The sequence below is a fragment of the Sphingobacteruim zhuxiongii genome (assembly GCF_009557615.1).
Taxonomy (GTDB): Bacteria; Bacteroidota; Bacteroidia; order Sphingobacteriales; family Sphingobacteriaceae; genus Sphingobacterium; species Sphingobacterium zhuxiongii.
Genome location: NZ_CP045652.1, coordinates 3,186,384 through 3,212,485, shown reverse-complemented (window position 1 = coordinate 3,212,485; position 26,102 = coordinate 3,186,384). Strand labels below are relative to the sequence as shown.

The window sequence follows — 26,102 nt, the reverse complement described above, 5'->3', positions numbered from 1 at the left end:
AAGATGATGAGCGATTTCTATAACTCTTCAAGGAGGAAATTTTTAAAGCAAGCTGGTTTATTAGCTAGCTTGCCAATCTTGGGTTCGGCTAAGGGGTTCTCTGCTGAAAAAACCGATAAAAATCTCAGTGTTCGTGTATTAACCTGTAATATTCGTGTCGATTTACCTGAAGATAGTGCGAAAGGCTTAGGATGGCAGCATCGAAGAGAGGCTTGTCTACAAGTGATCAAAAATCAAAAAGCAGATCTTATCGGTTTTCAAGAAGTTTTAAAGAACCAGTTTCTTGATCTAAAGCGTGAGTTGAGTGATTACTTTGCTTTTGGATTTGATGGTCCAGAGATGGATCGTTTCAAGGAGGGATATCATGGCATTGCTAAGAATCCAATTTTATTTTCGAAGAAACGTTTTGAATTGATCACCGCTGGTGGCTACTGGTTGTCGGAAACACCACTTATTGCCGGTAGTATATCCTGGGGTAGTGCTAGAGCAAGAAATTGTAGTTGGGTGAGGTTGTTGGATAAAAAAACTAAGCGCGAAATACGTTTAATAAACTTGCACTTAGATCATGTCAGCAATGAAGCAAAGTTAGGGCAGATTAAGCTAGTGTTAGCAGAATCGGCTCAGTATGAAGCAGATTTCCCTCAGATTATGACAGGTGATTTTAATAATGGATATGCCGCTGGTTTGTATCCTGAAATCATTGATGCGGGTTGGAAGGATACTTACGTATTAAGCAACGGCGATGCGAAACCGGAAGGTACAACCAATGCTTTCCGTCCTGATGATAGCGAGCGAAACGCGCGAGCGAAAAAGATAGACTTCATTTTTGTTAAAGGTCCATTAACCGCCAATAAATCCCATATCATTAAAGATCTGTGGAAAGGTGTCGTTCCGAGTGATCATTGGTTTCTTTCTGCCGACGTCCTTTATACCTAGGATAGACGTATGGATTGATGTGAAGAAGGTCCTAAAAGGCTTTTTTTATCTATAATTTTTAAAATACAAAATTGGAAAAGCAAGCTGACAAGCAGTCTTTTCCTTTTTTTAGGCTTAATTGCTTTTAATATATTTTATTTTGTTAAATTTTATTTATTTTAGATTTGATATTTACATCAACCAATTATAACACTAAACCACAATGGCGCAAGACAATTTAATGAACAGGCTAGGTATTCCTAGTAAGTTGAAGTGGGGATATTTAGGTATTCTTATTTTCATGATGGGTGACGGAGTTGAACAAGGCTGGCTAAGTCCTTACCTTGTTGAGCATGGGATGAGTATAGAACAATCATCTCTACTGTTTACCGTATATGGGATAACTATTGCAATATCATCATGGTTTTCTGGCGTTCTTGCCGAAAGCTATGGACCAAGAAAAGCGATGTTAATGGGGCTTTTGCTTTATATCATCGGTACGATTGGTTTCGTTGGTCTGGGAATGGCAAAATTAGATTACAGTTCAATGCTATTATTCTATGCTATTCGCGGGTTTGGGTATCCTTTATTTGCCTATTCATTTATGGTCTGGATCACCTACAAAGCGCCTCAAGATACTTTGGGAAGAGCTGTTGGTTGGTTTTGGTTTGTTTTTACAGGAGGATTAAATGTATTGGGAGCATATTATTCCAGTTGGGCATTAGAACGTTGGGGATATGAAAATACCCTTTGGAGTTCGATTCTGTGGGTCTTAGTAGGTGCTTTCTTTGCATTAGTGCTGAACCGGGATAAGTTTGAAACCAAAGCTTCTAAAGGCTCCAAAATGCAGGAGCTTATCAATGGGTTAACTATTGTTAAAAAAGAACCTAAAGTCTTTATTGGAGGTATAGTACGTGTCATCAATACGACAGCACAATTTGCTTTTCCTGTATTCTTACCGATTTACATGGCAGAGCATGGTTTTGATACGAAAGAATGGTTACAAATCTGGGGAACTATTTTCACGAGCAATATCATATTTAATTTAATCTTCGGCTTTATAGGCGATCGCTTAGGTTGGCAGAATACGATAATGTGGTTTGGTGGCGTAGGCTGTGCAATCACGACGGTATTATTTTATTACTCACCGATATGGTTTGACGGAAGTTACTGGGCAGTAATGGCCGCAGGTATCGCGTGGGGGGCATTGTTAGCAGGCTATGTTCCATTGTCAGCACTTGTTCCTTCTTTAGTTAAAGAAGATAAAGGGGCAGCTATGGCCATCTTAAATTTAGGAGCTGGATTGCCTGTGTTTGTCGGTCCGGCGATTGTCGGATTATTAATAAGCACCATTGGAAGTGCCGGAGTTATTTGGGTATTAGCGGGACTTTATCTTGTAAGTGCAGTCCTTACCAAATTTATTTCCATTCCAAAAGAAGTAGAGTTAGAGAATTAAAAAATTAGTTTAGAATAATATAGAATAAATATGAAAGTATTACTTACAGCGCCTTACGAGAATGAGAAAGCTTTGAAAGAGTTGGAAGGCCTTTTTGATGAAGTTGTTTACCGTTCATGGAAACCTCATGGACGTGCATATAACCCTACAGAACTAGATGCACTGATAAAAGAAACTGGAGTTGATGCATTGATTTCTGAACATGATGAAATTACTGCAGAAGTATTACGTGCAAATCCTGACTTAAAGTTCGTTGGAATTTGTCGTGGTACACCTTCAAACATTGATTTAACTGTCGCTACCGAACTGGGAATTCCAGTGTTTAACACACCTGCCAGAAATGCGCAAGCAGTCGCTGAGATGTTTATCGCTAATGTGATCACCTTATTGCGTAATACGATTCCTGGTATTAACTGGTTAGAAGGTAAAAACTGGGGTGAAGGTGCTCATACTTCATATCTGCAATTTAAAGGAAATGAGCTAGCGGGAAAACGCGTTGGTATGGTCGGATTTGGTGCGGTAGGGCAGCATATTGCGCGTATGTTGGTGAATTTCCCTTGTGAGATTTACTATTTCGACCCCTATTATACAGATGAGAATACGACCTTTAAGAAGGTGGAATTAACAGAGCTTTTCGCAGAATGTGATGTTGTTGGTATTCATTTGCCAGTAACGCCAGAAACGAAAGGAATGATCGATAAGAAATACCTGTCGTTAATGAAAGCTGATGCTGTTTTTGTCAATACAGCGCGAGCAACAGTAGTTGATCGTGATGATCTATTGGATATTATTGAAAATGGTAAAATTAGAGGAGCTGTCTTAGACGTTTTCTACAATGAACCACCCGATGAAATCGATTACAAGATGATTTTAAATAAGAATGTCATTGCAACTCCGCATATTGCAGGAGCGACGCATGAAGTAGAAGATCATCATGCCTTTATCATGAACAATAATCTTCGTGAGTTTTTTATTAATGGGAATAAATCCATTAAGCAATTGGTCAATAAAGCAGTTTTAGAAAAGATACAGATCGGATAATTATGGCAGCAAGAGAAGCCTATTTAGTTGTAGATATCGGTACAGGTAATGCGCGTGTTGGAGTTGCGACTCCAACAGGTGAAATCCTTAGCATCAAGCGAGAGAACGTACATTATGAGACGGATGCAAACTACGAAGAATCCATTTACTTTAAACCAGATGAGTTGTGGGGTCAGATATTGCACCTTACGAAAGAGGCATTAGCTGAAGCTGGAGAAGTGAAGATAAACGCGATTACTGCCACAAGTCAGCGCGAAGGAATTGTCATTATTGATGCCGAAGGGAATTCCCTTCTTGGTATGCCAAATATAGATCATCGTGGCCGTAAATGGGAGAAAGACTTATTGGATAAAGATACCGTCTATAACCTATCTGGACGTTATCCAACTTCATTGTTTTCAGCCTTCAAATTGGTCGGTGTACGCGAAGTGTATCCGGATCTATTTAAGAAAATAGATTGTTTTATGAGCATTAGCGACTGGATTCAATATAAGTTTTCAGGAGTGACCTGCTACGAACATTCACAGGCATCGGAAACATTATTATATGACGTAGAGCAGAAGGCATGGAGCAACACTTTACTGGAATTATTCAGTTTGCCATCGCATATATTGCCAGAACTAAAAGATGCGACCACTGTACTTGGAACAATACTTCCAGAGGTCGCTAAGACTTTAGGAATTGATCGTAATTCAGCAATAGTTGTCGGTGGTGGTGATACGCAATTGGCAATCCGCAGTATGGATCCTTCCGCAAATGACGTCGTGATTGTATCTGGTACAACAACACCAATAATAAAAATCGTAGACAACTACGAGAAAGATGAAGACCAACGAACTTGGACAAGTCGTCATATCGATGAGCACAACTTTATTTTGGAAGCGAACGCTGGTGTAACAGGGTTGAATTATCAACGCTTAAAAGAGATTTTTTATCCAAATGAAGGATACGATGTTATTGAGCGCGAATTAGAGGATGCGACATATTCACAATGTGTTGCCTCTTTGGGTTCATTGATTGCAGATGAAGAGGTCCCTTTGACTAAAGGAGGCTTTATCTTCAATGCTCCCGTATCACATCAATTAACTCGCGGAAGCTTTGTATTCGCTATTTTATGGGATATCGCGTGCAGTATCTATGAAAACTACAAGTTTTTATGCGCTGTTTCGGAGCATACTGAATCCTATATCTGGGCATGCGGGGGAGGTGTAGAAAGCCGAAAATTACGCCAATTCATAGCGAATTTATTCGGAAAGAGTATTAGAATTCGAGATACATTCCGTCAAGCATCGGTATTAGGAGGCGTATTCGTATGTAACGATGCATTACATGTTCGTAATATTAGCCCAGAATTATTAGAAGAAATTCATCCACAGAATCACGAAGAGTTTGAAAGACTTTATTTAGAGTGGAAGAACGCACGAAAAACATTTAAACAAGTACAAGGATAGGATGAACAATTATTTTTTTGGAGTAGATGTGGGAACGCAGGGGGCGAGGATTGTTTTAGTTAACCAAGAAGGGAAACTGATTGCATCTGATGCTAGAAAATTCGAATTAGACGATTGTTTTCGAGAAGAGCAATCTCCTGAATTATGGTGGAAAGACTGCAAAGAAATGATGACGGATTTAATTGCCTCTCTTCCTTCCTCGATCGATAGATCGTGCATTCAAGCATTGTCGGTGACTTCAACTTCAGGAACCGTTATACCGCTAGATAAAAATTACGACCCTTTGCATAATGCAATCATGTATAGTGACCCACGTTCCGCTGAGCAAGGGAAGCGTTGTAAAGAAGTGGCAACGAAATATGTGAAAGAGGGGTATACAGGCTTTAACGCTTCTTCAGGAATATCTAAAATGGTCTGGTTTCAGGAAACGTATCCTGAAAAAGCCGAAGATATTGAACTTTGGGTTCACGCATCAGACTATATCGTAGGAAAGTTTAGTTCTAATTATAAAACGACGGATTACACGAATGTACTGAAATCTGCTTATGACTTAGAGAAATTAGAATGGCCAGCATATGTCATAAAGGAGCTTGGTATAAAGCGTTCATGCTTACAAGAGGTGGTGCCTTCCGGAACAATAGTTGGGGAGCTGGACGCTGAATTAGCGTCAACTTGGGGAATTCCACAGATTGCAATCGTCGTGGGAATGACAGACGGTTGTGCAACACAAATGGCGTCAGGAGCAGTTAAACCGGGGAATTGGAATACAACGATAGGTACGACCTTAGTTATCAAAGGAGTGACAAAGTCTAATGTTGTTGATCCCCTTGGACGTTTATATAGTCACCGTCATCCAGAAGGTTATTGGATGCCAGGTGGAGCAAGCAATACAGGTGCAGACTGGATTTCTTTAGACTTTGCTGATAATCTTCAGGCATTAAATGAAGAAGCGGAGCAGTTGGTCCCTACAGGATTACTTGCCTGGCCATTAAAGCAAGAAGGCGAGCGATATCCTATAATGGCGGCTCAAGCGCGTGGGTTTTATCCCGAAGGAGTGTCTCAGGCGGCGCAATTCACTGCCGGACTTGAGGGAGTCGCTTTTATCGAGCGTTTAGCTTATGAGATCATTGAAGATCTATCTTCGGAAAAAGTCGAAGCAGTCTATTCTGCTGGTGGAGGTAGTAATTCTGATATTTGGTTGCAGACTAGGGCATCGGTACTGAATGTTCCGATATACAAATGCAAGGAGGCTAGCGGAGCATTTGGAGCAGCAATAATGGCGGCATCAAATACGTTTTATAGCTCGCTAATTGAAGCAGCATCGGCTATGACACAAATTGAAAAAGAAGTCCTGCCGAACTCAGACTTAGTCTCGGCATATGAAACTCAATACCGAGCATTTAAACAAAAATTAAGCGATTTAAATTATATATAGATGATTACAATCTGTCTATTAAGACATGGCGAGACTGCATTTAATGCAGACGGAAATAAGTATTGCGGTCGAACAGATATTGAATTAACTGACAAGGGAATTCAACAAGCGAATCGTATGAACGAATTGCTCAAGGATTATTCTTTCGATTACATTTTTTCTTCGCCATTGAAGCGGGCGAGAAATACGGCGGCAATTGCATCCGGTGATGAATCAAGAGTTCAAACAGATGAACGCTTGATCGAAGTGGATTTTGGAAATTGGGAAGGAAAGCGTTCTGAAGAGTTTATCGCTGAAGATCCAGCATCTTGGGAAAATTGGCTGTCCAATCCAGAAGAGCACGCTGCCGGACGGACAGGGGAGACTGCTACGCAAGTGATCGAGCGCTTAAGTAGTTTTTACAATGAATTACTTGAAAAGTATGATGGAAAGACTGTTTTAGTTGTTGGACATAATGGCGTGAACCGCTTATTTATGTCTAATCAATTGGGCATGCCATTGAAAAATTATAGAAAGATTGTACAGGAGAATTCCGCATTAACGTTGATAACATTAGATAAACATAAAGGTTTTAATTTGTTAAAGCTAAATGCTTAATTTCATAGTCAACTAAATCCTAATGAAAAAACTATTTATCGCCAGTGCTATCTTGTTAGTGTCTTTACAAGTATCTGCTCAAAAGCTTCACAAACTTAATTTCAAGACGACGGAGGAGATGTATTCATATTTCGAGTATGCTCCTGGAAAGAAAGTGATCTCAGGTCATCGTGGTACGATCGAAAACAAGATGCCCGAGAACTCTATTCCCTCAATGAAAGCGGTGTTGCAACACAGTATTGCCATATTTGAAATCGATCCTCGATTGTCTAAAGATAGCATTCCAGTGATGGTTCATGATGCTACTTTAGATCGCACGACTACGGGAACAGGAAAAGTCGCTGATTTCACGTGGAAAGAGCTTAAAAAACTAAAGCTTAAGGATAAACAAGGTGAAGCCACAAAATACAAGATTAATACATTGGATGAGATGATTAAGTGGGCGAAGGGAAAAACTATATTAAATCTGGATAAGAAAGATTTACCTATGGAAATGACCGCCGAGATAATCAAGAAGCATGATGCATATCCTTGGGTATGGGTGACTGTTCATAATGTAGAACAGGCAAAGTTCTATTTAGATAAGAATCCAAAGCAATATATGTCGATGCATATTAGGACTCAACAGGATTTAGAGAAATTTGTACAATCTGGATTGCCGTTCAATCGTATGATTGTGTATATCGGGCCTGATATAAAATCTTCTAATCAAGCTATGTATAAATTTTTTCACGAGAAGGGCGTCATGTGTATGATTTCGTCGGCACCTACTTTTGATAAATTACCAACAGTTGGTGAACGTGCAGAAAAATTTAGAGCAGTATTTGCTGATGGTGCCTCTATTTTGGAGTCAGACTTACCAATCGAAGTTAGTAAAGCCATTCAATAGGAAGATTACATAGAATTTATGAAATAAAAAATGCCCTCTTGAAGGGCATTTTTTATTTTATTATACCCTATACTAATCTGTAAATTTCGTTATATTCGATGCTAAATTATTAACCCTAATGAAATTGTTTTTAACCCTCTTATTGGGCTTCTTAACGTTGTTTTTAACAGGAGTGGAAGCTGCACAACCTAATCTTTCCAGCGCGCCAACTCCAACTTGGATTCGTCAAATTACTGGCGTTCCTGCTAAGGTTGATCTCGATGATATTTCATTGGGATATTACTTTGAACTTGTTGATTATCAAGTCAACCTGAGTGAGAAATCTATTTACAACAAATCAATTAAGGTAATTTTTGAAGATTCAGGTATTGAGAATACGGGGCAAGTATCCATTAATTTTGATCCCAGCTATCAAAAGCTTGTTATACACGAGATAAAAGTAATTCGTGAAGGCAAAGAGCTTAATAAGCTTGATATTTCGAAGTTTCGTTTGTTAGCCAACGAGTCTGAATTATCAAGACTAATATACAATGGTAATCATACGGCCTATCTAATTATTGATGATCTAAGAAAAGATGATAAGCTAGTCATTGCTTACTCAACCATTGGATTTAACCCTGTCTTTGAAAATAAATTTGCAGACTCCTACACCTTGGAGTCTTATGAACCCGTTGGGTTAGTTCATGTGAATTATTTAATTCCAAATAGCCGGAAGATAAAGTTTAAAACCTTCAATAAGGCTCCGGCAGAAAAAACGATTAAACTGGGAGAATCTACTAGTTATTACTGGGAGCATGCATCGAAGAAGACTGTATCATACAGTAATTTCGCGCCATCTTGGTATGATCCCAACATGTACATTGAATGTTCAGAATATGCCAGTTGGGCTGAAGTAGGAGAATGGGCAAAACGAGCGAATCCTATTCAGGAAATTAATCTGTCCACAGAATTTGGGAAATTCGTTGAAAGTTTATGGCAAGAGTCTAAGCGAGATAAAGATTTATATGCCGAAAAGGCGATCGACTTCGTGCAAAATAAGATTCGATATATGGGTATCGAAGTTGGGCAACATTCGCATCGTGCCCATGCAGCCGACAAGGTATTTAATCAGCGTTATGGCGACTGTAAAGATAAATCGGTTCTGTTAGTATCGATTTTGCGTGCGAAGGGGATCGATGCAACTACCGTATTGGCCAATACCTATCAGCGGTCAAAAGTTAAAAATCAATTACCCTCTCCCTATGCTTTTAATCACATGGTTGTCGCCTTAAAAAGAAAAGGGCTATACACTTATGTCGATGCTACTTCTACTAATCAAGGGGGGAAACTGGAAAGCAAGTATTTCCCATATTATGGCGAATTGTTAAATCTTGCATCTCCAAAAGAGCTTGTGGATGCCGACGCCGCTCAGCATTTTAAAAAAATTGAAATATTCGATGTGCTAAAGTTGCTATCGAATAATAAAGCAATACTAACAGTGAAGACTGTCAACTATGGAGGACATGCTGATCAAGTTCGATCTTACTTTAAATCCAATGGAAAAAATCAAATCAAGGAAGAGTACGAATCATATTATAAAAATATCTACAAAGCAGTTAAGACGAAAGAAAAGATCCGAACCGAAGATAATTTAGCGGATAACGTGTTTACTGTGTATGAAACCTATGATCTCACCGAAGTGGGGCATCGCGATGAGGTAACCAATAAAGTTTTGATACCTTCCTATAGTAGGAGTATTTTCGAACGCCTACCGGCTATCGATGAAGACATTAACAATCCCGTTGCGTTGGATTACCCGCTGCAGGTAATGCACAGTATTAAAGTGGTCAATCCTGATGAGAAGAAATTATCAAACTATTCGGCACATGACATTGTCAATGGAATCGATTATTCTTTCCTTAGGAATGTTTATACGCATAAAGACACTTTAATTGTTTCCTATAATTTCGATATTGCATCCCCCTATATTCCTACGGATCGCGCCAAGGCATATTATAACGATTATAATAAAATTATTAATGATGCCATGCAATCTTTCTATGTGGATGATCAAGGTAGTTTGATTCTTACTGAAGGTGGTCTTGGAAATTTCAACTGGATTCTCTTCTGTTTACTTTTAATTATCGGTTCCATCTATTACTGGTGGTTTATCAAAAAATATCTGCCATCAAAACCCCTGTCAAGGTTTGCGATGAATCGAGAAGCAAGTTATGATACTATCGGCGGTTGGTTAGTGTTTCTTGGATTAGCATTAATTGTTTCGATAATAGTTCAGGTAATTATAGTATTTACGCCCGATTCTTACTTGTACACTTCTTTCTGGAATTCCGCAGAATATTATGACCAAAATTCGAAGATTGCCATACGCATGATCTTTGTATTTGAAACTTTTTTTCAATTGGGCGCTTTGATTGTTTTACCCTCAATAGCCTATCTGTTTTTTCAAAAAAGGGACTTGTTTCCGCAAAGCTTCTTCATTGTCAGAACCGTTCTCTTAGGGTTTGTAATCGTTGATTTAATCGCTTCTGAAACTTTATTGCCTGCCGAACTGATCGATAATGAAGAAAGTTCTAGAATGGTCGGCGGAATCATTACGTCGATTATTTGGCTAATTTATGTTGCACGTTCGCAAAGGGTGAGGGGGACATTTGTTGTCCGATCTCCAGCTGCTGAAATCGAATATCAGAACAGCATTTCGGTGACGGAAAACTCGGAAAATGATGGCGAGCGAATTGACAATGCGGATAATTCAGAAAAAGAGTTTAAGGAGCTCTAAGAGCCTATTGCGAATAATAGTTCTTATTGAAAAACAAAAAAGCCAAGATTGAAATCTTGGCTTTTTTGTTTTATAAATCCATACTAGATGTTAGAAATTTCTAATACTTAATTACAGATTACTTTGTTTCTTAATCTTCGTTCTGGTTGTTGTCGGTTTTGCAAGTTGCTTTTGCTCATGCTGCCTTTCTAGGTATTTGATAATCTCACTAGCAATATCTTTACCTGTTGCTTGTTCAATACCTTCCAAGCCTGGCGAGGAGTTAACTTCCAATATTAATGGTCCGCGCGATGAAGGAAGCATATCAACACCGGCAACGGTAAGCCCCATCGCTGTAGCTGCCGCGATAGCAGTTTCTTTTTCTTTGCGGGTCAATTTAATAACCTCTGCAGTACCGCCACGATGTAAATTGGAACGAAATTCGCCCTCCTTCGCTGTGCGTTTCATTGCTCCCACAACTTTGCCATCAACGACAAAAGCGCGTATATCAGTCCCTTTAGCTTCTTTGATATATTCCTGAATAAGAATGTTATTTCCCAATCCGTAAAAAGCTTCAATAACAGAAGATGCTGCTTTTTTCGTTTCCGCTAATACAACACCGATTCCTTGTGTTCCCTCCAACAATTTAATTACTAGCGGAGCGCCACCAACCATGTTGATTAGGTCGTCTACATCGGAAGCTGTTCTTGCAAATCCTGTAATCGGAAGGCCTAAGCCTGCACCAGAAAGAATCTGCATGCAACGTAGCTTATCGCGAGAACGCGTAATCGCTTGACTTGGATTAGCCGAAATCACACCCATTACTTCAAATTGACGTACGATGGCAGAACCATAAAATGTAACAGAAGATCCAATTCTAGGTACAATAGCGTCAATTTCTGCGATATCTTGTCCCTTATAGTGAATAGAGGGTTTCCCTTGCTGTATGCCAACATAACACTTACTGTGGTCGATCACCGAACATTCATGCCCACGCGATACGGCCGCCTCAACCAAGCGTCGGGTTGAGTAAATTGACTTATTTGTCGATAATATAGCTATCTTCACTTTCTTCTTTTTTCTATAACGAATAAACGGGCTCTAATGTTTTATATCAAATTGGATGCTAGATTTTTCTTAGAGACATCCACTAAGAATTTTCTAGTAATAAAATTACGCCCTAAAAGCATGGGGTAGGACATGGATGATCTGTCACGAAAGGAGAGTTTAATATCGTACAGCTCATTGAACATTCTGATCTTGGTTAGGAATATATAACGAATCTCCGACTGTCCGAAAGAACTTTTTATCGTTCTTTCCCGATGTACAGGGAAGGTAAGCTTCAAGACTTTTTCGCTCTCTAAGTTAGGACGGATATGTCCAATCACATAAAGATGACCTTTCTTGTTAACCACCTCCATCTGTTCACAGTGTAGAACAGAGGTTTCGGCTCCCGTATCTATTTTAGCCTCAATATCATAAAGACCCAACTCGGGTAAATCTATGATTTCTGTTCTACCTATAATCTTTTTGCTGTCCACCTCAAATTTATTCGTAAATAAATTCTCCGTATGGAGAGCGAATTGTCACTTTCTTATTTTCAGCCGCTTCTACGCGTCCAATAACTTGTGCTGGAATACCAAACGATTCTGAAATTTGGATAATGTCGGCAGCGATTTCTTCTGGTACATAAAGCTCCATACGATGACCCATATTGAATACTTTATACATTTCCTGCCAATCCGTATTGGATTCTTTTTGGATTAATTCAAATAATGGTGGGATAGGGAATAGGTTATCCTTAATCACATGTACATTGTCGACGAAGTGCAATACTTTCGTTTGGGCACCACCAGAACAATGAACCATACCATCGATTTGTGAACGGTACTTGTCTAAAATTTGTTTTATAACTGGAGCATACGTACGTGTAGCAGATAATACAAGTTTGCCTGCCGTAATTTCCTCTCCAGACTCCACTTTTATTTTATCTGTCAAAGCTCTTCCGCCAGCAAATACTAAATCATAAGGAACCGCTGGATCAAAACTCTCAGGGTATTTTTCCGCGATATATTTACTGAATACATCATGACGAGCAGATGTCAATCCATTGGATCCCATCCCGCCATTGTATTCTTTCTCGTAAGTTGCTTGTCCATAAGACGCTAATCCTACAATGACATTTCCGCCTTGAATACGATGATTCGAAATGACGTCTTCACGTTTCATTCGACATGTAACGGTGCTGTCCACGATAATTGTTCTTACTAAATCGCCAACATCAGCAGTTTCACCGCCAGTAGAGTAAATTCCCATGCCTAGCTCACGCAATTCGGCAAGAATTTCTTCCGTACCATTTATAATTTCCGCAATAACTTCACCCGGAATAAGGTTCTTATTTCTACCAATTGTAGAAGATAATAAGATATTGTCGATTGCTCCAACACAAAGTAAATCATCAACGTTCATGATAATAGCGTCTTGGGCAATGCCACGCCAAACGGAGATGTCTCCAGTTTCTTTCCAATAAACGTATGCTAATGATGATTTCGTACCTGCTCCATCGGCGTGCATAATATTACACCAAGCTTCATCTGCACCCAATATATCAGGGATAATTTTACAGAAAGCTTTTGGGAATAATCCTTTATCAATGTTTTTAATTGCATTGTGCACATCCTCTTTACCAGCGGATACACCTCTTTGGTTGTATTTTAAATCTGACATCTTGCTTGCAAAAATAAGCAAACCTCTTGATTATTGCGAAAGTTTTTCGTGAGCAAATTCCTTAAAATCCAATTCAATAGAATAAGGGCTTACTTCACTTCTAGAATTTGCTTCCAGTGCTCGCTAAGAAGCGCTAGGTTAAACCGCGCATTGGCAGGGCTAGTGCTAGGTAGCCCAATGTAGTTAATTCCTTCAGCACGCTTTAATAGCTTGTCGTGTAGTGCTAATGCTTTCTGACCATTGAAGAAAACATGTTTGATCGCTGGGTACTCCTGTAAAAGCTGAGGTAAATTATTAACTTCTACAGACGAGATGTCCGAATCCATACTTCCTGGGCGAATAGCAGACGCGCATACGTCCCACAATGCAATATGATTAGCTACTAGCAGTCGTTTCCTGTCGCTATAATTCGTACTGAAGTTTTCGGCGAATAGATGATACATCAGTTTCCAAAATCTATTCTGAGGATGCCCATAGTATTGCTGTTGCTGAATTGACAAGTCGCCAGGCAGACTTCCTAAGATCAGTAATCGAGCTGAAGAAGCGATTATGGGAGGGAAGGATGACTTTATTTCCATGGAAACGATTAATATCTTTTCATTTTACTAATTTTTTCCATTTGTTGGATCAAAACAGTTGCTCGATCTGCGAGTTCTGCTTTCCATTGTGGATCGCTTTGCTCTGGTAATCCTTTAACAAAAACACCATCGTAATAATAGAATCGAAATTCCTCCGCTTTTTGCGTTTTAGCGTAATCAAACTCGGGCGAATACATATGCGCATTATAGCTGTAGATCTCCTCCAGAACAAAAGATACTTTATTGTTCTTAAAGTAGTAATAATCGTTAGTATACCCTCCTTCGCCGTAATATTTAATGTCCATTTTCTCCAGCTGTTGATTCTTAAAATAGAAATAAGCTATTCCACCTTCCGTAGATTCTCCTAAAACCTCTGCGGAATCAATCTTATCCCAATCGCTTAGCTGCTGAATTCGATCGTAGTTATCACGAATACTTTGAATGGTATCTACAGTCTGATGGTCGATCTTTACACTGTCGATATGACTATTTTCATTCTTATCTTCATTCTTTGACCTACTCTGTTGACAGGATGCTGTAAAAATCAATAGGGTGATTAGAAGATATAGATTTGTTTTCATAGCGGACTTGTTTTGCATTTATAACGTTGCTAGCTGAAGAATGTTTCGTTTGTGATTCTAGAACAAGTTTGCCCGACTATAAATTCTTGCTGAAAAAAGATATAGCTGCAACAACACTTATTCATTCGGTGATGATATCTTAAATTACCTTACAGCGCAATTACTAGTAATTTGAAAATCTGAGAAAATGCTAGTTTTAAACTATTCATCAAAAAAAAGGGATGCTTTCGCATCCCTTTTTTTGACCGGTTAGGTCTAATATCTCAAATTTAAACTGTGATAGTTAAATTAGTGTTTGAAATGTCTTACGCCAGTTGTTACCATAGCAACTCCTTTTTCATTCGCCATATCGATTGATAATTGATCTTTTATGGATCCACCTGGTTGCAATACCGCAACAACACCCGCATTACCAGCGATTTCTACACAATCAGGGAAAGGGAAGAAGGCATCGGAAGCCATAACGCTACCTTTTATATCAAAACCGAAAGATTGTGCCTTTTCAATAGCCTGTTTCAATGCATCAACGCGTGAAGTTTGTCCGACACCCGAAGCGATTAAAGTACCGTCTTTTGCGAATACAATTGTGTTCGATTTGGTATGTTTTACAATTTTATTTGCGAAATAAAGATCGTTCAATTGTTCAGCAGTTGGTTGAACAGTCGTTACTGCCGTCATTTCTGCAGGACCTTCTACCGTATTGTCTTTATCTTGAAGAATAACTCCATTCAATAAGGTCTTGAATAGTTGCGTTGGTAAGCTTACCTCTTTACGACGAAGAATAATGCGGTTTTTCTTTGCAGTCAATACTTGTAAAGCATCTTCTGAATAAGAAGGCGCGATTAGTACTTCGAAGAATAAATTGTTTATTTCTTCTGCCGTTTCTTTATCAACTTCCGCATTGCAAATTAAAACTCCGCCAAAAGCAGAAACAGGGTCGCAAGCTAGTGCTGCTAACCAAGCCTCTTTGATTGTATTACGAGAAGCAACTCCACAAGCATTTGTATGTTTTAAAATGGCAAACGTAGGTTCTTGGAATTCATCGATTATAGCAACTGCAGCATCAACGTCAACCAAGTTGTTATATGATAATTCTTTACCGTTCAATTTATCGAACATAGCATCTAAGTTTCCAAAGAATACACCTTTTTGATGAGGGTTTTCTCCGTAACGAAGTGTTTGCGATTTTTGCTCGGATTGTTTGAACACTTCGATTGGTTCTTCTAGGTTAAAGTAGTTGAAGATCGCTGTATCGTAGTGAGAAGAAGTGTTGAATGCACGTTTAGCAAAAGACTTACGCTGTGCTAATGTCGTTGTACCCTCTTGATTCTTTAATATTTCTTCTAATTCTTGGTAATCATTTTTTGAAGAGATAATAACCACATCATTGAAGTTCTTTGCCGCTGCACGGATTAAGGAAATACCACCAATGTCGATTTTCTCAATAATATCTTGTTCAGGAGCTCCTGAAGCAACTGTTTCTTCAAATGGGTATAAGTCAACAATGACTAAATCAATTTCTGGAATTTCGTATTGTGTTAACTGTTCTTTGTCGTCCGCTAGAGGGCGACGCGATAAAATTCCACCAAATACTTTCGGGTGTAATGTTTTTACACGACCTCCTAATATTGAAGGATAGCCTGTTAGATCCTCAACACGTTCTACAGGGATATCTAAGTCGCGAATAAACGCTTCTGTACCACCAGTAGAGTAGAATGTAACACCGTATTTATGTAATAACTGAATTAGGGGCGCAAGGTTATCTTTGTAGTAAACTGAAACCAATGCATTTTTTATCTTAACAGGATGATTCATTGTATTTTGTTTGGAGCCGCAAAGATAAAAATTTATAAAGACTATTTGTGGATTAATATCGAATTATTCGCTAGGGGCTATAAAATCGTCAAGCATATTTTTAACTTAGTTGTTAGAATGATAAACTAATTATAAAGCTTATGAAAGCAACTCCAATTATTTGTTTCTATTTTTTTGTTTTTGGCTTATATAATTTTTCCGTCGCGCAGGAAAATATAGGAAGGAAGTTAGAAGCCCTTCGTTCTCCGGAAATAGCTGCGGACAATACCGTTACCTTTAATTTTTTCGCTCCGAAAGCGCAGGAAGTTGCGGTTATTGGCAATTGGCCAATGTCGGAGGCTTCGAATGATAATAAATTAATCATGCATAAGAATGCCGATGGTATTTGGACAGCAAAGCAAGAACAACTAGGTAGTGATTTATTTCTTTATAACTTTTTGGTTGATGGTGTTCGTATAGCTGATCCACTCAATGTCTACCAAATCCGTGATGTGAGCAATGTGTTTAACTATTTTATCACGAATGGGGGACAAGCGGAGTTGTATAAGACGAAAGTGGTTTTACACGGAACTTTAACCAAAGTATGGTATAAATCATCAATTAATAGCGCTGAACGAAGAATGACGGTGTATATTCCGCCTAGCAGCGGAAGTGCTAAAAAATCTTATCCAGTTTTATACTTATTACATGGTATGGGTGGGGATGAGGAAGCCTGGCCTACCTTAGGTCGCGTATCGCAAATCATGGATAACCTAATCGCTTCAGGCAGAATAGAACCGATGATTGTTGTTATGCCAAACGGACACAGCTCGAATTCTGCTGCTCCAGGTTATTCCGAGAAGGGAGAATATGCCGTTAATTTTAGAACCGCTGATGTGGGATCAGGGGATATGGAGTCTAATTTTCAAGAGATCATCAAATTCGTCGAGAAGACTTATCCAGTAAAGAAAGGCAAAAAGAATAGAGCCATAGCTGGCCTTTCCATGGGCGGATCCCATTCATTGTTTATCGCCGCTGCTAATCCGAACACTTTTGATTATGTTGGTTTATTTTCCGCGGCCTATCGCTTAAATGACAAGCAAGGTATTCCAGTTTATGATAACATCGATCAAAATCTTCTTCAGCAAAAAAAGTATGGTTATGCTTTATACTGGATTGGGATGGGAAAAACAGATTTTCTATATAAAACGGGTGAAGACTATCGAAAAAAGCTTGATGATCTAGGCCTGAAGTATACCTATCATGAATCAGAAGGAGGGCATACTTGGTCCAACTGGCGTGATTATCTAATACAATTTAGCAGTTTACTCTTTAAATAATCTTGTGAATAAAAGTCGATTGAATGGACTCGCTTCGGACTTCGTTCGATGCTTAGCCCTTTAAAATCGACTATGTGATCAAGATATTTGAATGTAAATGTATGGGCGTCAACTCGACGCTTAAGGGAATAAACAAGAAGAGCTGCTCAATCGAGCAGCTCTTCTTGTTTAATGTATCTGTCATCCAGTAAGTACAATTTGTATACTTTTTTTTGATCGGGATGATCTGAATATTTAGTTATATTTTTTCAATAAATTCTCGATAACCTTCGGGTAGTGCAAATGCTCTAACTGTTGACCATTGAACTTAATCACTTCTAGGGTATCACCAGGTTCCACACGGAACTTTGCTTGATAAATTACTTCACCTTCATCAAAGTTTTCATTAACGAAGTGAATGGTAATGCCATGCTCTTCTTCGCCTGCAGCTAAAACAGCTTTATGCACTTTGTCTCCATACATTCCTTTACCACCAAATTTAGGAAGTAGGGCCGGATGAATATTAATAATCTTATTAGGGAATGCTTTCAGTAAATTGTCAGGAACCAACCATAGGAATCCAGCCAGAACGACTAAATCGATATCAAGACGTTTTAGGAGATTGACAACCTCATCGCTTTCATAGAAGTCATGTCGGTCAAAAACATGTGTTGGGATTTCAAAATTATCTGCACGTTGTAATACAAAGGCTTCAGGATTATTACTTAGTACTAAGGCAACTTCAGAACTGTCTGAATATTTAAAATGCTCCATAATCTTCTGAGCATTCGAACCAGAACCTGAAGCAAAAATAGCAATGCGTTTTCTCACAATGTTTCTAAGATTGATATATTAATAAATGAAATCAATTCAAATATAGCTGTTTTTTTGAAAAGAAGGGCTAGAATGCACCAGAATTGGACTTAAATCAGTAGATTTAGCTAAGAAATACAGGATTTTACACGATTATGAAGAAAATATTATATTGCCAATTCCTATTTATTTTTACCTGCATTACTGCGCTGGCTCAAGTTCCTGAAAATCTCCCGAATTTTAATGGCATGTTTAAAATGGAAAATAACGCCCCTTTTTCATCGGATTCGTTGAGTAATAAAGGAATAAATGCGTTGATTTTCTACGATCCAGGCTGCGGACATTGCCAAGAGTTGGCATCGGAAATAGGAAAGTCTTTAGATCAATTTGATAAAGGCACCGATTTCTACTTTGTCGCGATGCAAGAGAAAGGGCAGGTAGATGGTATGTTAAATATGTTTGCAAAAGAACTTATAGATAAACCGAACGTACACTTTCTGTATGATCCTGAAGGTAAGTTTATACTTGCTTTTAATCCCAAGAATTTCCCGTTTACATATATCTATGCGGGTGATACGAAGAGAGAAATCAAACACTTCAACGGGGAAGGTAAAATAAAGAAGTTACTTCCTTACTTAATTACAAAAAAATAAGTTTCACTGGAATATCTTCCAATGAAACTTAACTTTCCTCCTATTATTTTGCAGCGATTTAAGGCTGCATCATCAACCTTATTTTGTTGTCAATACCTTTTCAAGAAGTTTCTTGCCGATATCGCCAACGCTCAACTCTGAATTCGCTAACATAATAACCACTGCTTTCTCGTCAGGAACAAAACCGACAAAACTATTGTATCCACCAGTAGCACCAGTATGATGAAAGTATATTTGATCATCAATCATATTCATACGCCATGCTAAGCCTATATCCGTATTGGGAGGAATAAAATAGGTGAACTGTTTAGTTAAATGCATTGCACGCTGTATATCTGTTTCTGGAAATGTTAATTGCGCAATCGTGTATCGCAATAAATCATCTAATGATGACTTCAATCCACCAGCACCAACTAAAGCTTGGAAATTCCAATGTGGTACTTCCTCTCCGTTTTTGTTATATGGTTTTGCGATATTTTTATTCTTAAGATCTATTTTGTCCGTTGTGTTCGACATCTCTAAAGGAACTAACATCTGTTCTTTTAGCAATTGCATATAAGGCTTTTTGCTGATGATACTGATGAGCTCGCCTAGTAAACCATATCCTACATTGCTGTATTCAAATTCTTCTTCTGGTGCTCTTAAAGGTTTTACATGCTTGAGAAAAGAGAATAACGCTTTCCGATCATACACAGCGTATGGATCCGCGGGATTAAATTTTGCTACTTTATCAGCATTGTCTGCAAGACGGGGTAATCCAGACGTGTGATTTGCAAGGGTTTTGAAGGTTATCTTTTGCAATGCCGGGTTCATAGCGACTGAATCAGGCAAGAATCGGGTGATGGTATCGTCTAAAGAGATGGAACCCTTATTTACTAAATCGGCTAATAAGGATGCGGTTATTGTTTTCGTTACGGAACCGATTTCATAAAGGGTATTACCGTCAGGAAGGGTGTTGTTGCCCTTTGCCGTTTCTCCGTAAAAGAATTTATTTAGCTTGTTTTTGTGAATAACAGCGATGGCCAATGATTGTGCATTCTGTTGTTCAGCATAGCTTCTAGCCAATGAATCAACAAAAAAATCTAGCGGATTTTTTGTTTCTACTTGTGCTATTACCGTTTCTTTTTTAGGTCCTTGTTTAGCATCGATTGGCTGAAACATGAGTCCGGTGTATTTCATCGTGGAATCAATGGCCAGGGATAAACCCATCTCGGCGCTTGCGAATGAAACACGGTATAACGCGACTCCAGCACTGTATTTTTCAAGTGTTGAATTTTCAATTTTTCCTAAAGAAAATAGTTTTGTTGAAGTGCTTACAAAAGCTTCTTTGCTTATCGCTTCTTGGAACGACGGAGCTGCTAAAGCATAAATGGAATCAGCTTGTTGTGTATTAATTAGAAATTCAATTCTGTTGTATACTGCGCGATTCTTGCGCTCGTCTTCAGATTGTGCAAAAACAGTGTGCAACAGAAGGAACATCATGCCTATACAAAGGCTTATCTGTTTAATAGTCATGTTCAAATCTACAAAACAAATTATAAACCGATAACTTGTTTTAAACGTGCATAACCAGATTTAGAGATATTTATTTTTCCTCCACTACTCAAGGTTGCTATGTAGCTATCTTTTTCCATCGGTTCAATTTTCTGTAATAAATCTACACGAACAATAAAAGAGCGATGTACTCTAACAAATTGCTTAGCATCGAGCTGCTTCTCGAATGAACTCATGGTTTTGTTCTTCAGATACATGCCGTCATTCGTATGGATCTTTACATAGTCATCGTAAGCTTCTAAATAATTTATTTGCTGAACAGGGATAATCTTGATCTGTGATCCTGTTTTAACAACGATACGTTCCAAGGATTCCTCTTCTAGGGTTTCCTTCAACTTCTCCGTTTCAATCTTCGGATTAGCGTTGCTTTGGAAAGCAGATTTAAATTTATCAATAGCCTTTTCGAAACGATCTGGACGGATAGGTTTCAATAAATAGTCTATAGCGTTCTTTTCGAATGCTTTAAGGGCATATTCATCAAATGCCGTCGTGAAAATTATATGGGGATGTGTGTCGAGCAACTCTAACATTTCGAAGCCTGTCAATTTAGGCATTTGTATATCTAGGAATATCAGATCAGGTTGATGTTGTTGTATTGCTTTTACACCTTCAAAGCCATCGTTACATTCGGCCATCACTTGAAAATCAGGATGCTGTTGTAGATATTCTAACACCATGCTACGTGCTAGGGGCTCGTCATCGATTAGGATCGTCTTTATCATTGTGGTATTCTTAATGTAGATATAAAGTTTTGGTCTTCTGTTGCTGTTTGTAGTAAATCTGTCCGTCCGAATAATAAATATAATCGACGTTGTATACTGGATAATCCGAATCCAGTTCCCTTTTTCTGTTCGGTTTGATCCGTTTCAAAAGGATTGCTGATTCGTATAGTTAGTAAATTCTCCGTTAAAGTTAAGTCTATTTTTATTAAAACCTGATCAGTAACGTTGTATAATCCAAATTTGATCGCATTTTCCACTAGGGGTTGGAGGATCATGACCGGGATTTTTGCTTGCAAGACCTCTTCGGTATAATCAAAATCGGTCGATAAGCGATGTCCAAAACGAACCTTTTCAATGTCTAAATAGAGTTTTAGATGATTTAGCTCATCTTCGACATTACTAAATTGGCGCTCATCTTTACGCATCGTACCTCTTAGGAAATCGGATAATTGAAAGACCATATTTCTTGCCTCAGTTGGTTTACTGCCAATTAAAGCGATAATGGAGTTTAAACTGTTAAATAGAAAATGTGGTTGAAGTTGTTGTCTAAGATTGTAGAGCTCTGCATCGCGGACCATTTTTTCACTTTCATCTTTTCTCTTTTTATTTTCCAATAATTCCTCTTGAATGTTCCAAAAAATATTGATAATCATGACGCATGTGATAATCAAGAAATTTATAACGAAGCGAAAAGGAAGACTGAAAGTGAGGTAGAGTAAATTTTCTTCAGGTACAAACTGGATTATAAGAAAGCGAGTAATCAATATGCTGATTAAAGTGAAGATCGCAGCAATCGAAAACAACTTCCAAAAGTTTTTATTATTCGGTAGATAGTACTGAAGGGAGCTATAAACCAGGTAAGTAATCCCGGTTATGGATAACGCAGAAATTGTGGCGTCGTATATAGCTGCTTCTTTTGCAACTTTTGACCACCACAATAATCCATATACTATCAGAAAGTATAAAATGCAAATAATCCATGACGAGGCGTGGATTACTGATCTTTTACTTTGTTCGTTGAGCGGTTTTCTCATAAATCAGTATTAACTATTCTTAATGGTTAAACCGCCAAAGATTGAAGTTCCAGTAATATAAATCTTCTTGTTCTCGTCTGTCGTTACTTCGATCATTGGGCGACGGTCATCTAATTCACCAAAAACAGATGCGACATTTGAAGAGATTCGCCAGTTTGTTGGAACGATGATCTTCGTGCTCCCGAATAATTGGAAAGTATCAATCACGACAGGTTGCTTTAAGTCAGCTTGTAGGAAGTTTAAATTTGTGCTTCCGAACACTGACGTAATGTTTCCGCCTAAGAAGTTCTTCGAAAGAATGATTTTCTTCGTGTCTGAAAAGAAGTTATCGACTTTCAAATAGTTTTCAAAGTCAGGTAAATAGTTTCTATAGTAACTATCCCTATGCTCATTGCTTGTCGCTTGAGCATAGGAATTTGTTGTGTTTGCTGTATTTCCATCAGATGGGTTACCATCTAAGGATGTTTGATCTCCATAGCCCACTCGCTTGTCCCAATCGTATTCATCATCTCTTGGAGTCGTAGGAGGTAATTTTGGAGCTACTCTGTTGCGCTTGATTAAGTAAACGCCCAGGATAATAGCTGCCATTGGGACTATAAATCGGCCGAAAGATAGATCAAGCTCATTCTTTAACAAGAAAATACTACCTATTGCAATTAGGACAATTGATGATTTCTTTTCGAATTTTGAGTTTACTCCGATCACTAAACCAATGATAATAAGAATCGTTTCCCAACCAAAGATCCATGAAGGTACAATGCTACCCATGTTCATGTTCTTCAAGAGAATGGCTACTCCAAAGAATACAATGAACATTCCGGCCATGGTTGTAGAACTATTGTTCCTTGGTGGTTTTTGTTCGTTTTCGTTGTTCGTTTGTTGCGTGTTCATAGCTTTGCGTCATTTTTAAGTATACCCAAAAGTAGAGCGAATATAAGGATATGCACATAGCTAATAGGTCTTCGGGGGCTTTTTTTCGGTGAAAGACTGAAAAAAATCGGTGAAATAGTTTTAAGCGTCTCTGAAGGTTTTAAGCCCTAGGCATTTAAGCCGTTAATTTAAATATATTTTTTTTTAATAAAATTTGGTTGATTGAAATTAATTATTATATATTTATGACTGAAAATAGAGGGTTAAACTTAAATTTTATACTAATCTAATGGGAGATTTTGATAACAAAGAGCGTGAAGAGGTATTTTCAAAAAAGGTGAGAGCAGGTAAGCGTACTTATTTTTTTGATGTAAAGGCAACTCGCTCCAACGACTATTATGTGACAATTACTGAGAGCAAAAAGCGTTTCGAAGACGGACAATTCATTAAACATAAGATCTTTTTGTACAAAGAAGACTTCGAGAAGTTTGCTGAAGGGTTGCAAGATGTGGTAGAATATATCAAATCTAATCAGGAAGTAGTAGAAAAGAGATATGAACCTAATCAAGACGATTCCAACTACGAAAGCAATGGAGAATTAATTCAAAAAGATAATTTCTCCTTTTAAATTTTGTCGATATAGAAATTGAAGCCACTCATAAAGTGGCTTTTTTCTTTTTAACTAAATAAGTTACATAGAGTAGAGGTAAGAACCATTTGTTTTTATTAATTTCGAAGCTTCACTAAGTAATTTTATTTATGAACAGAATTTTACCTGTTGCTTTAACAGCCGTATTATTTTTAGCGCTGGACGTAGCGAACGCACAAGCGCAGAAATTAACTTTTGAACAGTCTTGGGGACAAGCTCCTTCACTAACGAAATCTATCAGTGGATATTTAGGCTGGGCTGATGCTTCAAACTACATTGAAAGTAACGGCAATCAACTTTTTCAAGTGAATGTTAAGTCTGGTGAAAAGAAAAGTTATACCTATCCGACAAGTACTTCGACCGAAGTATTCGTAAAAGATAAAGACATTTATATTCAGTATCCGGGAAGTCAAGCGAAGCAATTAACTCAATCGCCAGAGCTTGATGAACAAAATCCGACGCTGTCGCCTGATGGGAAATACGTTGCTTTTACACGTAAGAGTGATTTGTATAGCCTCGAGGTAAGTACAGGGAAAGAAATTCGGTATACGCAAGACGGGACAGACGTTATCTACAATGGTTGGTCATCATGGGTTTACTATGAAGAGATTTTAGGTCGTCCAACAAACTACAAAGCATTCTGGTGGTCTCCAGATAGTAAACAGTTAGCTTTTATGCGTTTTGATGATACCAATGTACCGATGTTTCCAATTTATGTTTCGAAGGGACAACACGGATATTTGGAAGAGACTCGCTATCCAAAAGCTGGTGACCCAAATCCAGAAGTGAAAGTTGGTATTGTAAAAGTGGAAGGATCACCGGTAGTTTGGGCTTCTTTCAACGAAAAAGACGATCAATATTTCGGTCAGCCTTATTGGAGTTTTGATAGCCAATCGATCATGGTACAATGGATGAATCGTGATCAGACGAATCTTAAATTCTATGCTGTTAATCCTTCTGATGGTTCAAAATCAGAGATCTATAATGAAGAACAATCAACTTGGATCAATCTTGATCACGATGAAAGGATTACTTATTTAGCGGATAACAAACACTATATTCTAAAGTCTGATAAGACCGGTTGGGCACATTATTATTTGTATAGCTTAACAGGAAAACTGATTAACCCCTTAACATCTGGAGAATGGCAAGTGAAAGAAATTGCACATATCGATGAAAAAGGGAAGGTATTATACTTCACTGCTCGTAAAGAAAACTCAGCAACGATTGATTTATATCGTGTTAATTTCAATGGTAAGAATCTTAAACGACTAACTTTTGGTGACTATACGCATGATGTTAAAGTTTCTCCTGACGGCAAATATTTCATCACCTCATATTCCAATATATACACACCAACGAAAGTTGCTTTAGTGGACTTCAATGGCAAAGTGGTTAAAGAATTGGCGGACAGTAAATCGGCGGATTTTGCAAACTACAAGGTAGGTAAGCGCGATTTCTTTACTATTCCTTCAGAAGATGGTAAGTTCAACTTGCCTGTCATCATCACTTATCCGACTGACTTTGATGAGTCGAAAGAATATCCGGTTATCATGTCAATCTACGGTGGTCCGGATGCTGGTACGGTTAGAAATACATGGAAAGGTGTGAATGGACAGTATTGGGCAAATGAAGGTGTGATTCAAATAGAATGTGATCACCGTGCTTCTGGGCATTTCGGTAAGCAGGGAGTCGCATGGATGCATAGAAGTTTGGGGAACTGGGAATTAGTAGATTATATTACGATCGCGAAATGGTTAAAAGCAAAACCATGGGTTGCAAAGGATAAATTACTAATCACAGGGCATAGTTATGGTGGTTATATGACTTGTTTGGCTTTAACTAAAGGAGCTGATTATTTCGACTATGGAATTGCCGGTGCTCCTGTTACAAGTTGGGATCTATATGATACACACTATACGGAACGTTGGATGGATACACCTCAGGCGAATCCAGAAGGTTATAAAAATGGATCTATTCTTCCGTATGTAAAACAATATAAAGGCAGACTTCGTATTATGCATGGCGACCTAGACGATAATGTACATATGCAAAATACAATTCAATTAGTAGATGCATTAACTGATCGACAAGTTCCATTCGAACTGATGATTTATCCAGGAAGTAGACATGGTTTTGGTCGCAGTAAGCAAGCCTATGATTTTAAAGAACGTGTTCGATTCTATTATCAGTATTTATTAGAAAAACCCGTTCCCGAGAATTTAAAATAATCAATGTAAGGCTAAGAGAAATCTTAGCCTTTTTTGTG

Annotated in this window: 23 protein-coding genes; 12 read left to right on the top strand and 11 right to left on the bottom strand. The window is 38.3% G+C overall.

Going from position 1 to position 26,102, the window contains the following annotated elements; translation table 11 throughout:
* Window positions 1-3: 3 nt before the first annotated feature.
* The 8 genes from GFH32_RS13565 (at window position 4) to GFH32_RS13530 (ending at window position 10,560) form a co-directional block, all read left to right on the top strand.
* Window positions 4-936, top strand: coding sequence for an endonuclease/exonuclease/phosphatase family protein (locus tag GFH32_RS13565; RefSeq protein WP_228384143.1), 933 nt, complete (start codon window positions 4-6; stop codon window positions 934-936).
* Window positions 937-1,138: 202 nt separating this feature from the next.
* On the top strand, window positions 1,139-2,371 hold the full coding sequence (locus GFH32_RS13560; RefSeq protein WP_202111267.1) for an MFS transporter: 1,233 nt from the start codon (window positions 1,139-1,141) through the stop codon (window positions 2,369-2,371).
* A gap of 30 nt (window positions 2,372-2,401) precedes the next feature.
* Window positions 2,402-3,412, top strand: a complete 1,011-nt coding sequence (locus tag GFH32_RS13555) for an NAD(P)-dependent oxidoreductase (protein ID WP_153512101.1) — start codon at window positions 2,402-2,404, stop codon at window positions 3,410-3,412.
* A 2-nt stretch (window positions 3,413-3,414) separates the two neighbouring features.
* Window positions 3,415-4,863 carry an FGGY-family carbohydrate kinase gene (locus tag GFH32_RS13550; RefSeq protein ID WP_153512100.1) on the top strand — a complete coding sequence of 483 codons (1,449 nt, stop codon included), beginning with the start codon at window positions 3,415-3,417 and terminating at the stop codon, window positions 4,861-4,863.
* A gap of 1 nt (window position 4,864) precedes the next feature.
* On the top strand, window positions 4,865-6,298 hold the full coding sequence (locus GFH32_RS13545; protein ID WP_153512099.1) for an FGGY-family carbohydrate kinase: 1,434 nt from the start codon (window positions 4,865-4,867) through the stop codon (window positions 6,296-6,298).
* A complete protein-coding gene (locus tag GFH32_RS13540) occupies window positions 6,299-6,895 on the top strand; it encodes a histidine phosphatase family protein (protein ID WP_153512098.1) in 597 nt (198 codons plus the stop codon).
* Window positions 6,896-6,917: 22 nt separating this feature from the next.
* Entirely contained in the window at window positions 6,918-7,784 is an 867-nt protein-coding gene (locus GFH32_RS13535) for a glycerophosphodiester phosphodiesterase family protein (RefSeq protein WP_153512097.1), read from the top strand.
* A gap of 118 nt (window positions 7,785-7,902) precedes the next feature.
* Complete coding sequence (locus GFH32_RS13530; protein WP_153512096.1) at window positions 7,903-10,560, top strand: DUF3857 domain-containing protein; 2,658 nt, start codon at window positions 7,903-7,905, stop codon at window positions 10,558-10,560.
* A gap of 111 nt (window positions 10,561-10,671) precedes the next feature.
* On the opposite strand, the gene rimK is transcribed toward GFH32_RS13530, so the two are convergent.
* The 6 genes from rimK to purH all read right to left on the bottom strand — a co-directional run bounded on the left by rimK (window position 10,672) and on the right by purH (window position 16,240).
* Window positions 10,672-11,607 carry a 30S ribosomal protein S6--L-glutamate ligase gene (gene rimK, locus GFH32_RS13525; RefSeq protein ID WP_153512095.1) on the bottom strand — a complete coding sequence of 312 codons (936 nt, stop codon included), beginning with the start codon at window positions 11,605-11,607 and terminating at the stop codon, window positions 10,672-10,674.
* A 41-nt stretch (window positions 11,608-11,648) separates the two neighbouring features.
* Window positions 11,649-12,080, bottom strand: a complete 432-nt coding sequence (locus GFH32_RS13520) for an ATP-dependent zinc protease family protein (RefSeq protein ID WP_153512094.1) — start codon at window positions 12,078-12,080, stop codon at window positions 11,649-11,651.
* A gap of 7 nt (window positions 12,081-12,087) precedes the next feature.
* Window positions 12,088-13,266, bottom strand: coding sequence for an AIR synthase related protein (locus GFH32_RS13515; RefSeq protein ID WP_153512093.1), 1,179 nt, complete (start codon window positions 13,264-13,266; stop codon window positions 12,088-12,090).
* 89 nt (window positions 13,267-13,355) lie between these two features.
* A complete protein-coding gene (locus GFH32_RS13510; protein WP_153512092.1) occupies window positions 13,356-13,844 on the bottom strand; it encodes a DNA-deoxyinosine glycosylase in 489 nt (162 codons plus the stop codon).
* Window positions 13,845-13,852: 8 nt separating this feature from the next.
* Window positions 13,853-14,425 (bottom strand): hypothetical protein, encoded by a 573-nt coding sequence (locus GFH32_RS13505; protein ID WP_153512091.1) that lies wholly within the window; start codon window positions 14,423-14,425, stop codon window positions 13,853-13,855.
* A 288-nt stretch (window positions 14,426-14,713) separates the two neighbouring features.
* Window positions 14,714-16,240: a bifunctional phosphoribosylaminoimidazolecarboxamide formyltransferase/IMP cyclohydrolase gene (purH, locus tag GFH32_RS13500; RefSeq protein ID WP_153512090.1), complete on the bottom strand. Its 1,527-nt coding sequence runs from the start codon at window positions 16,238-16,240 to the stop codon at window positions 14,714-14,716.
* Between the two features lie 140 nt (window positions 16,241-16,380).
* Between purH and GFH32_RS13495 the strand changes: the two genes are divergently transcribed.
* Window positions 16,381-17,559, top strand: coding sequence for an esterase (locus GFH32_RS13495; RefSeq protein WP_153512089.1), 1,179 nt, complete (start codon window positions 16,381-16,383; stop codon window positions 17,557-17,559).
* Between the two features lie 234 nt (window positions 17,560-17,793).
* On the opposite strand, the gene purN is transcribed toward GFH32_RS13495, so the two are convergent.
* On the bottom strand, window positions 17,794-18,369 hold the full coding sequence (gene purN, locus GFH32_RS13490) for a phosphoribosylglycinamide formyltransferase (protein WP_153512088.1): 576 nt from the start codon (window positions 18,367-18,369) through the stop codon (window positions 17,794-17,796).
* Between the two features lie 137 nt (window positions 18,370-18,506).
* Here purN and GFH32_RS13485 point away from each other — a divergent pair, with 137 nt between their 5' ends.
* Window positions 18,507-19,004 (top strand): peroxiredoxin family protein, encoded by a 498-nt coding sequence (locus tag GFH32_RS13485; protein WP_153512087.1) that lies wholly within the window; start codon window positions 18,507-18,509, stop codon window positions 19,002-19,004.
* Window positions 19,005-19,082: 78 nt separating this feature from the next.
* On the opposite strand, the gene GFH32_RS13480 is transcribed toward GFH32_RS13485, so the two are convergent.
* The 4 genes from GFH32_RS13480 to GFH32_RS13465 all read right to left on the bottom strand — a co-directional run bounded on the left by GFH32_RS13480 (window position 19,083) and on the right by GFH32_RS13465 (window position 23,205).
* Window positions 19,083-20,519, bottom strand: a complete 1,437-nt coding sequence (locus GFH32_RS13480; RefSeq protein WP_153512086.1) for a serine hydrolase domain-containing protein — start codon at window positions 20,517-20,519, stop codon at window positions 19,083-19,085.
* Window positions 20,520-20,539: 20 nt separating this feature from the next.
* The gene (locus GFH32_RS13475; RefSeq protein ID WP_153512085.1) at window positions 20,540-21,280 is read right to left on the bottom strand and encodes a LytR/AlgR family response regulator transcription factor; all 741 of its coding nucleotides are present in this window, start codon (window positions 21,278-21,280) and stop codon (window positions 20,540-20,542) included.
* Entirely contained in the window at window positions 21,277-21,933 is a 657-nt protein-coding gene (locus GFH32_RS18465) for a sensor histidine kinase (RefSeq protein ID WP_228384142.1), read from the bottom strand. The genes GFH32_RS13475 and GFH32_RS18465 overlap by 4 nt, the downstream gene beginning before the upstream one ends.
* Window positions 21,934-22,323: 390 nt before the next feature.
* The gene (locus GFH32_RS13465) at window positions 22,324-23,205 is read right to left on the bottom strand and encodes a LiaF transmembrane domain-containing protein (RefSeq protein ID WP_228384141.1); all 882 of its coding nucleotides are present in this window, start codon (window positions 23,203-23,205) and stop codon (window positions 22,324-22,326) included.
* Window positions 23,206-23,473: 268 nt separating this feature from the next.
* Here GFH32_RS13465 and GFH32_RS13460 point away from each other — a divergent pair, with 268 nt between their 5' ends.
* Window positions 23,474-23,812: a DUF3276 family protein gene (locus tag GFH32_RS13460; RefSeq protein ID WP_149525193.1), complete on the top strand. Its 339-nt coding sequence runs from the start codon at window positions 23,474-23,476 to the stop codon at window positions 23,810-23,812.
* A 131-nt stretch (window positions 23,813-23,943) separates the two neighbouring features.
* Complete coding sequence (locus GFH32_RS13455; protein WP_153512083.1) at window positions 23,944-26,064, top strand: S9 family peptidase; 2,121 nt, start codon at window positions 23,944-23,946, stop codon at window positions 26,062-26,064.
* The last annotated feature ends 38 nt before the right edge of the window (window positions 26,065-26,102 follow it).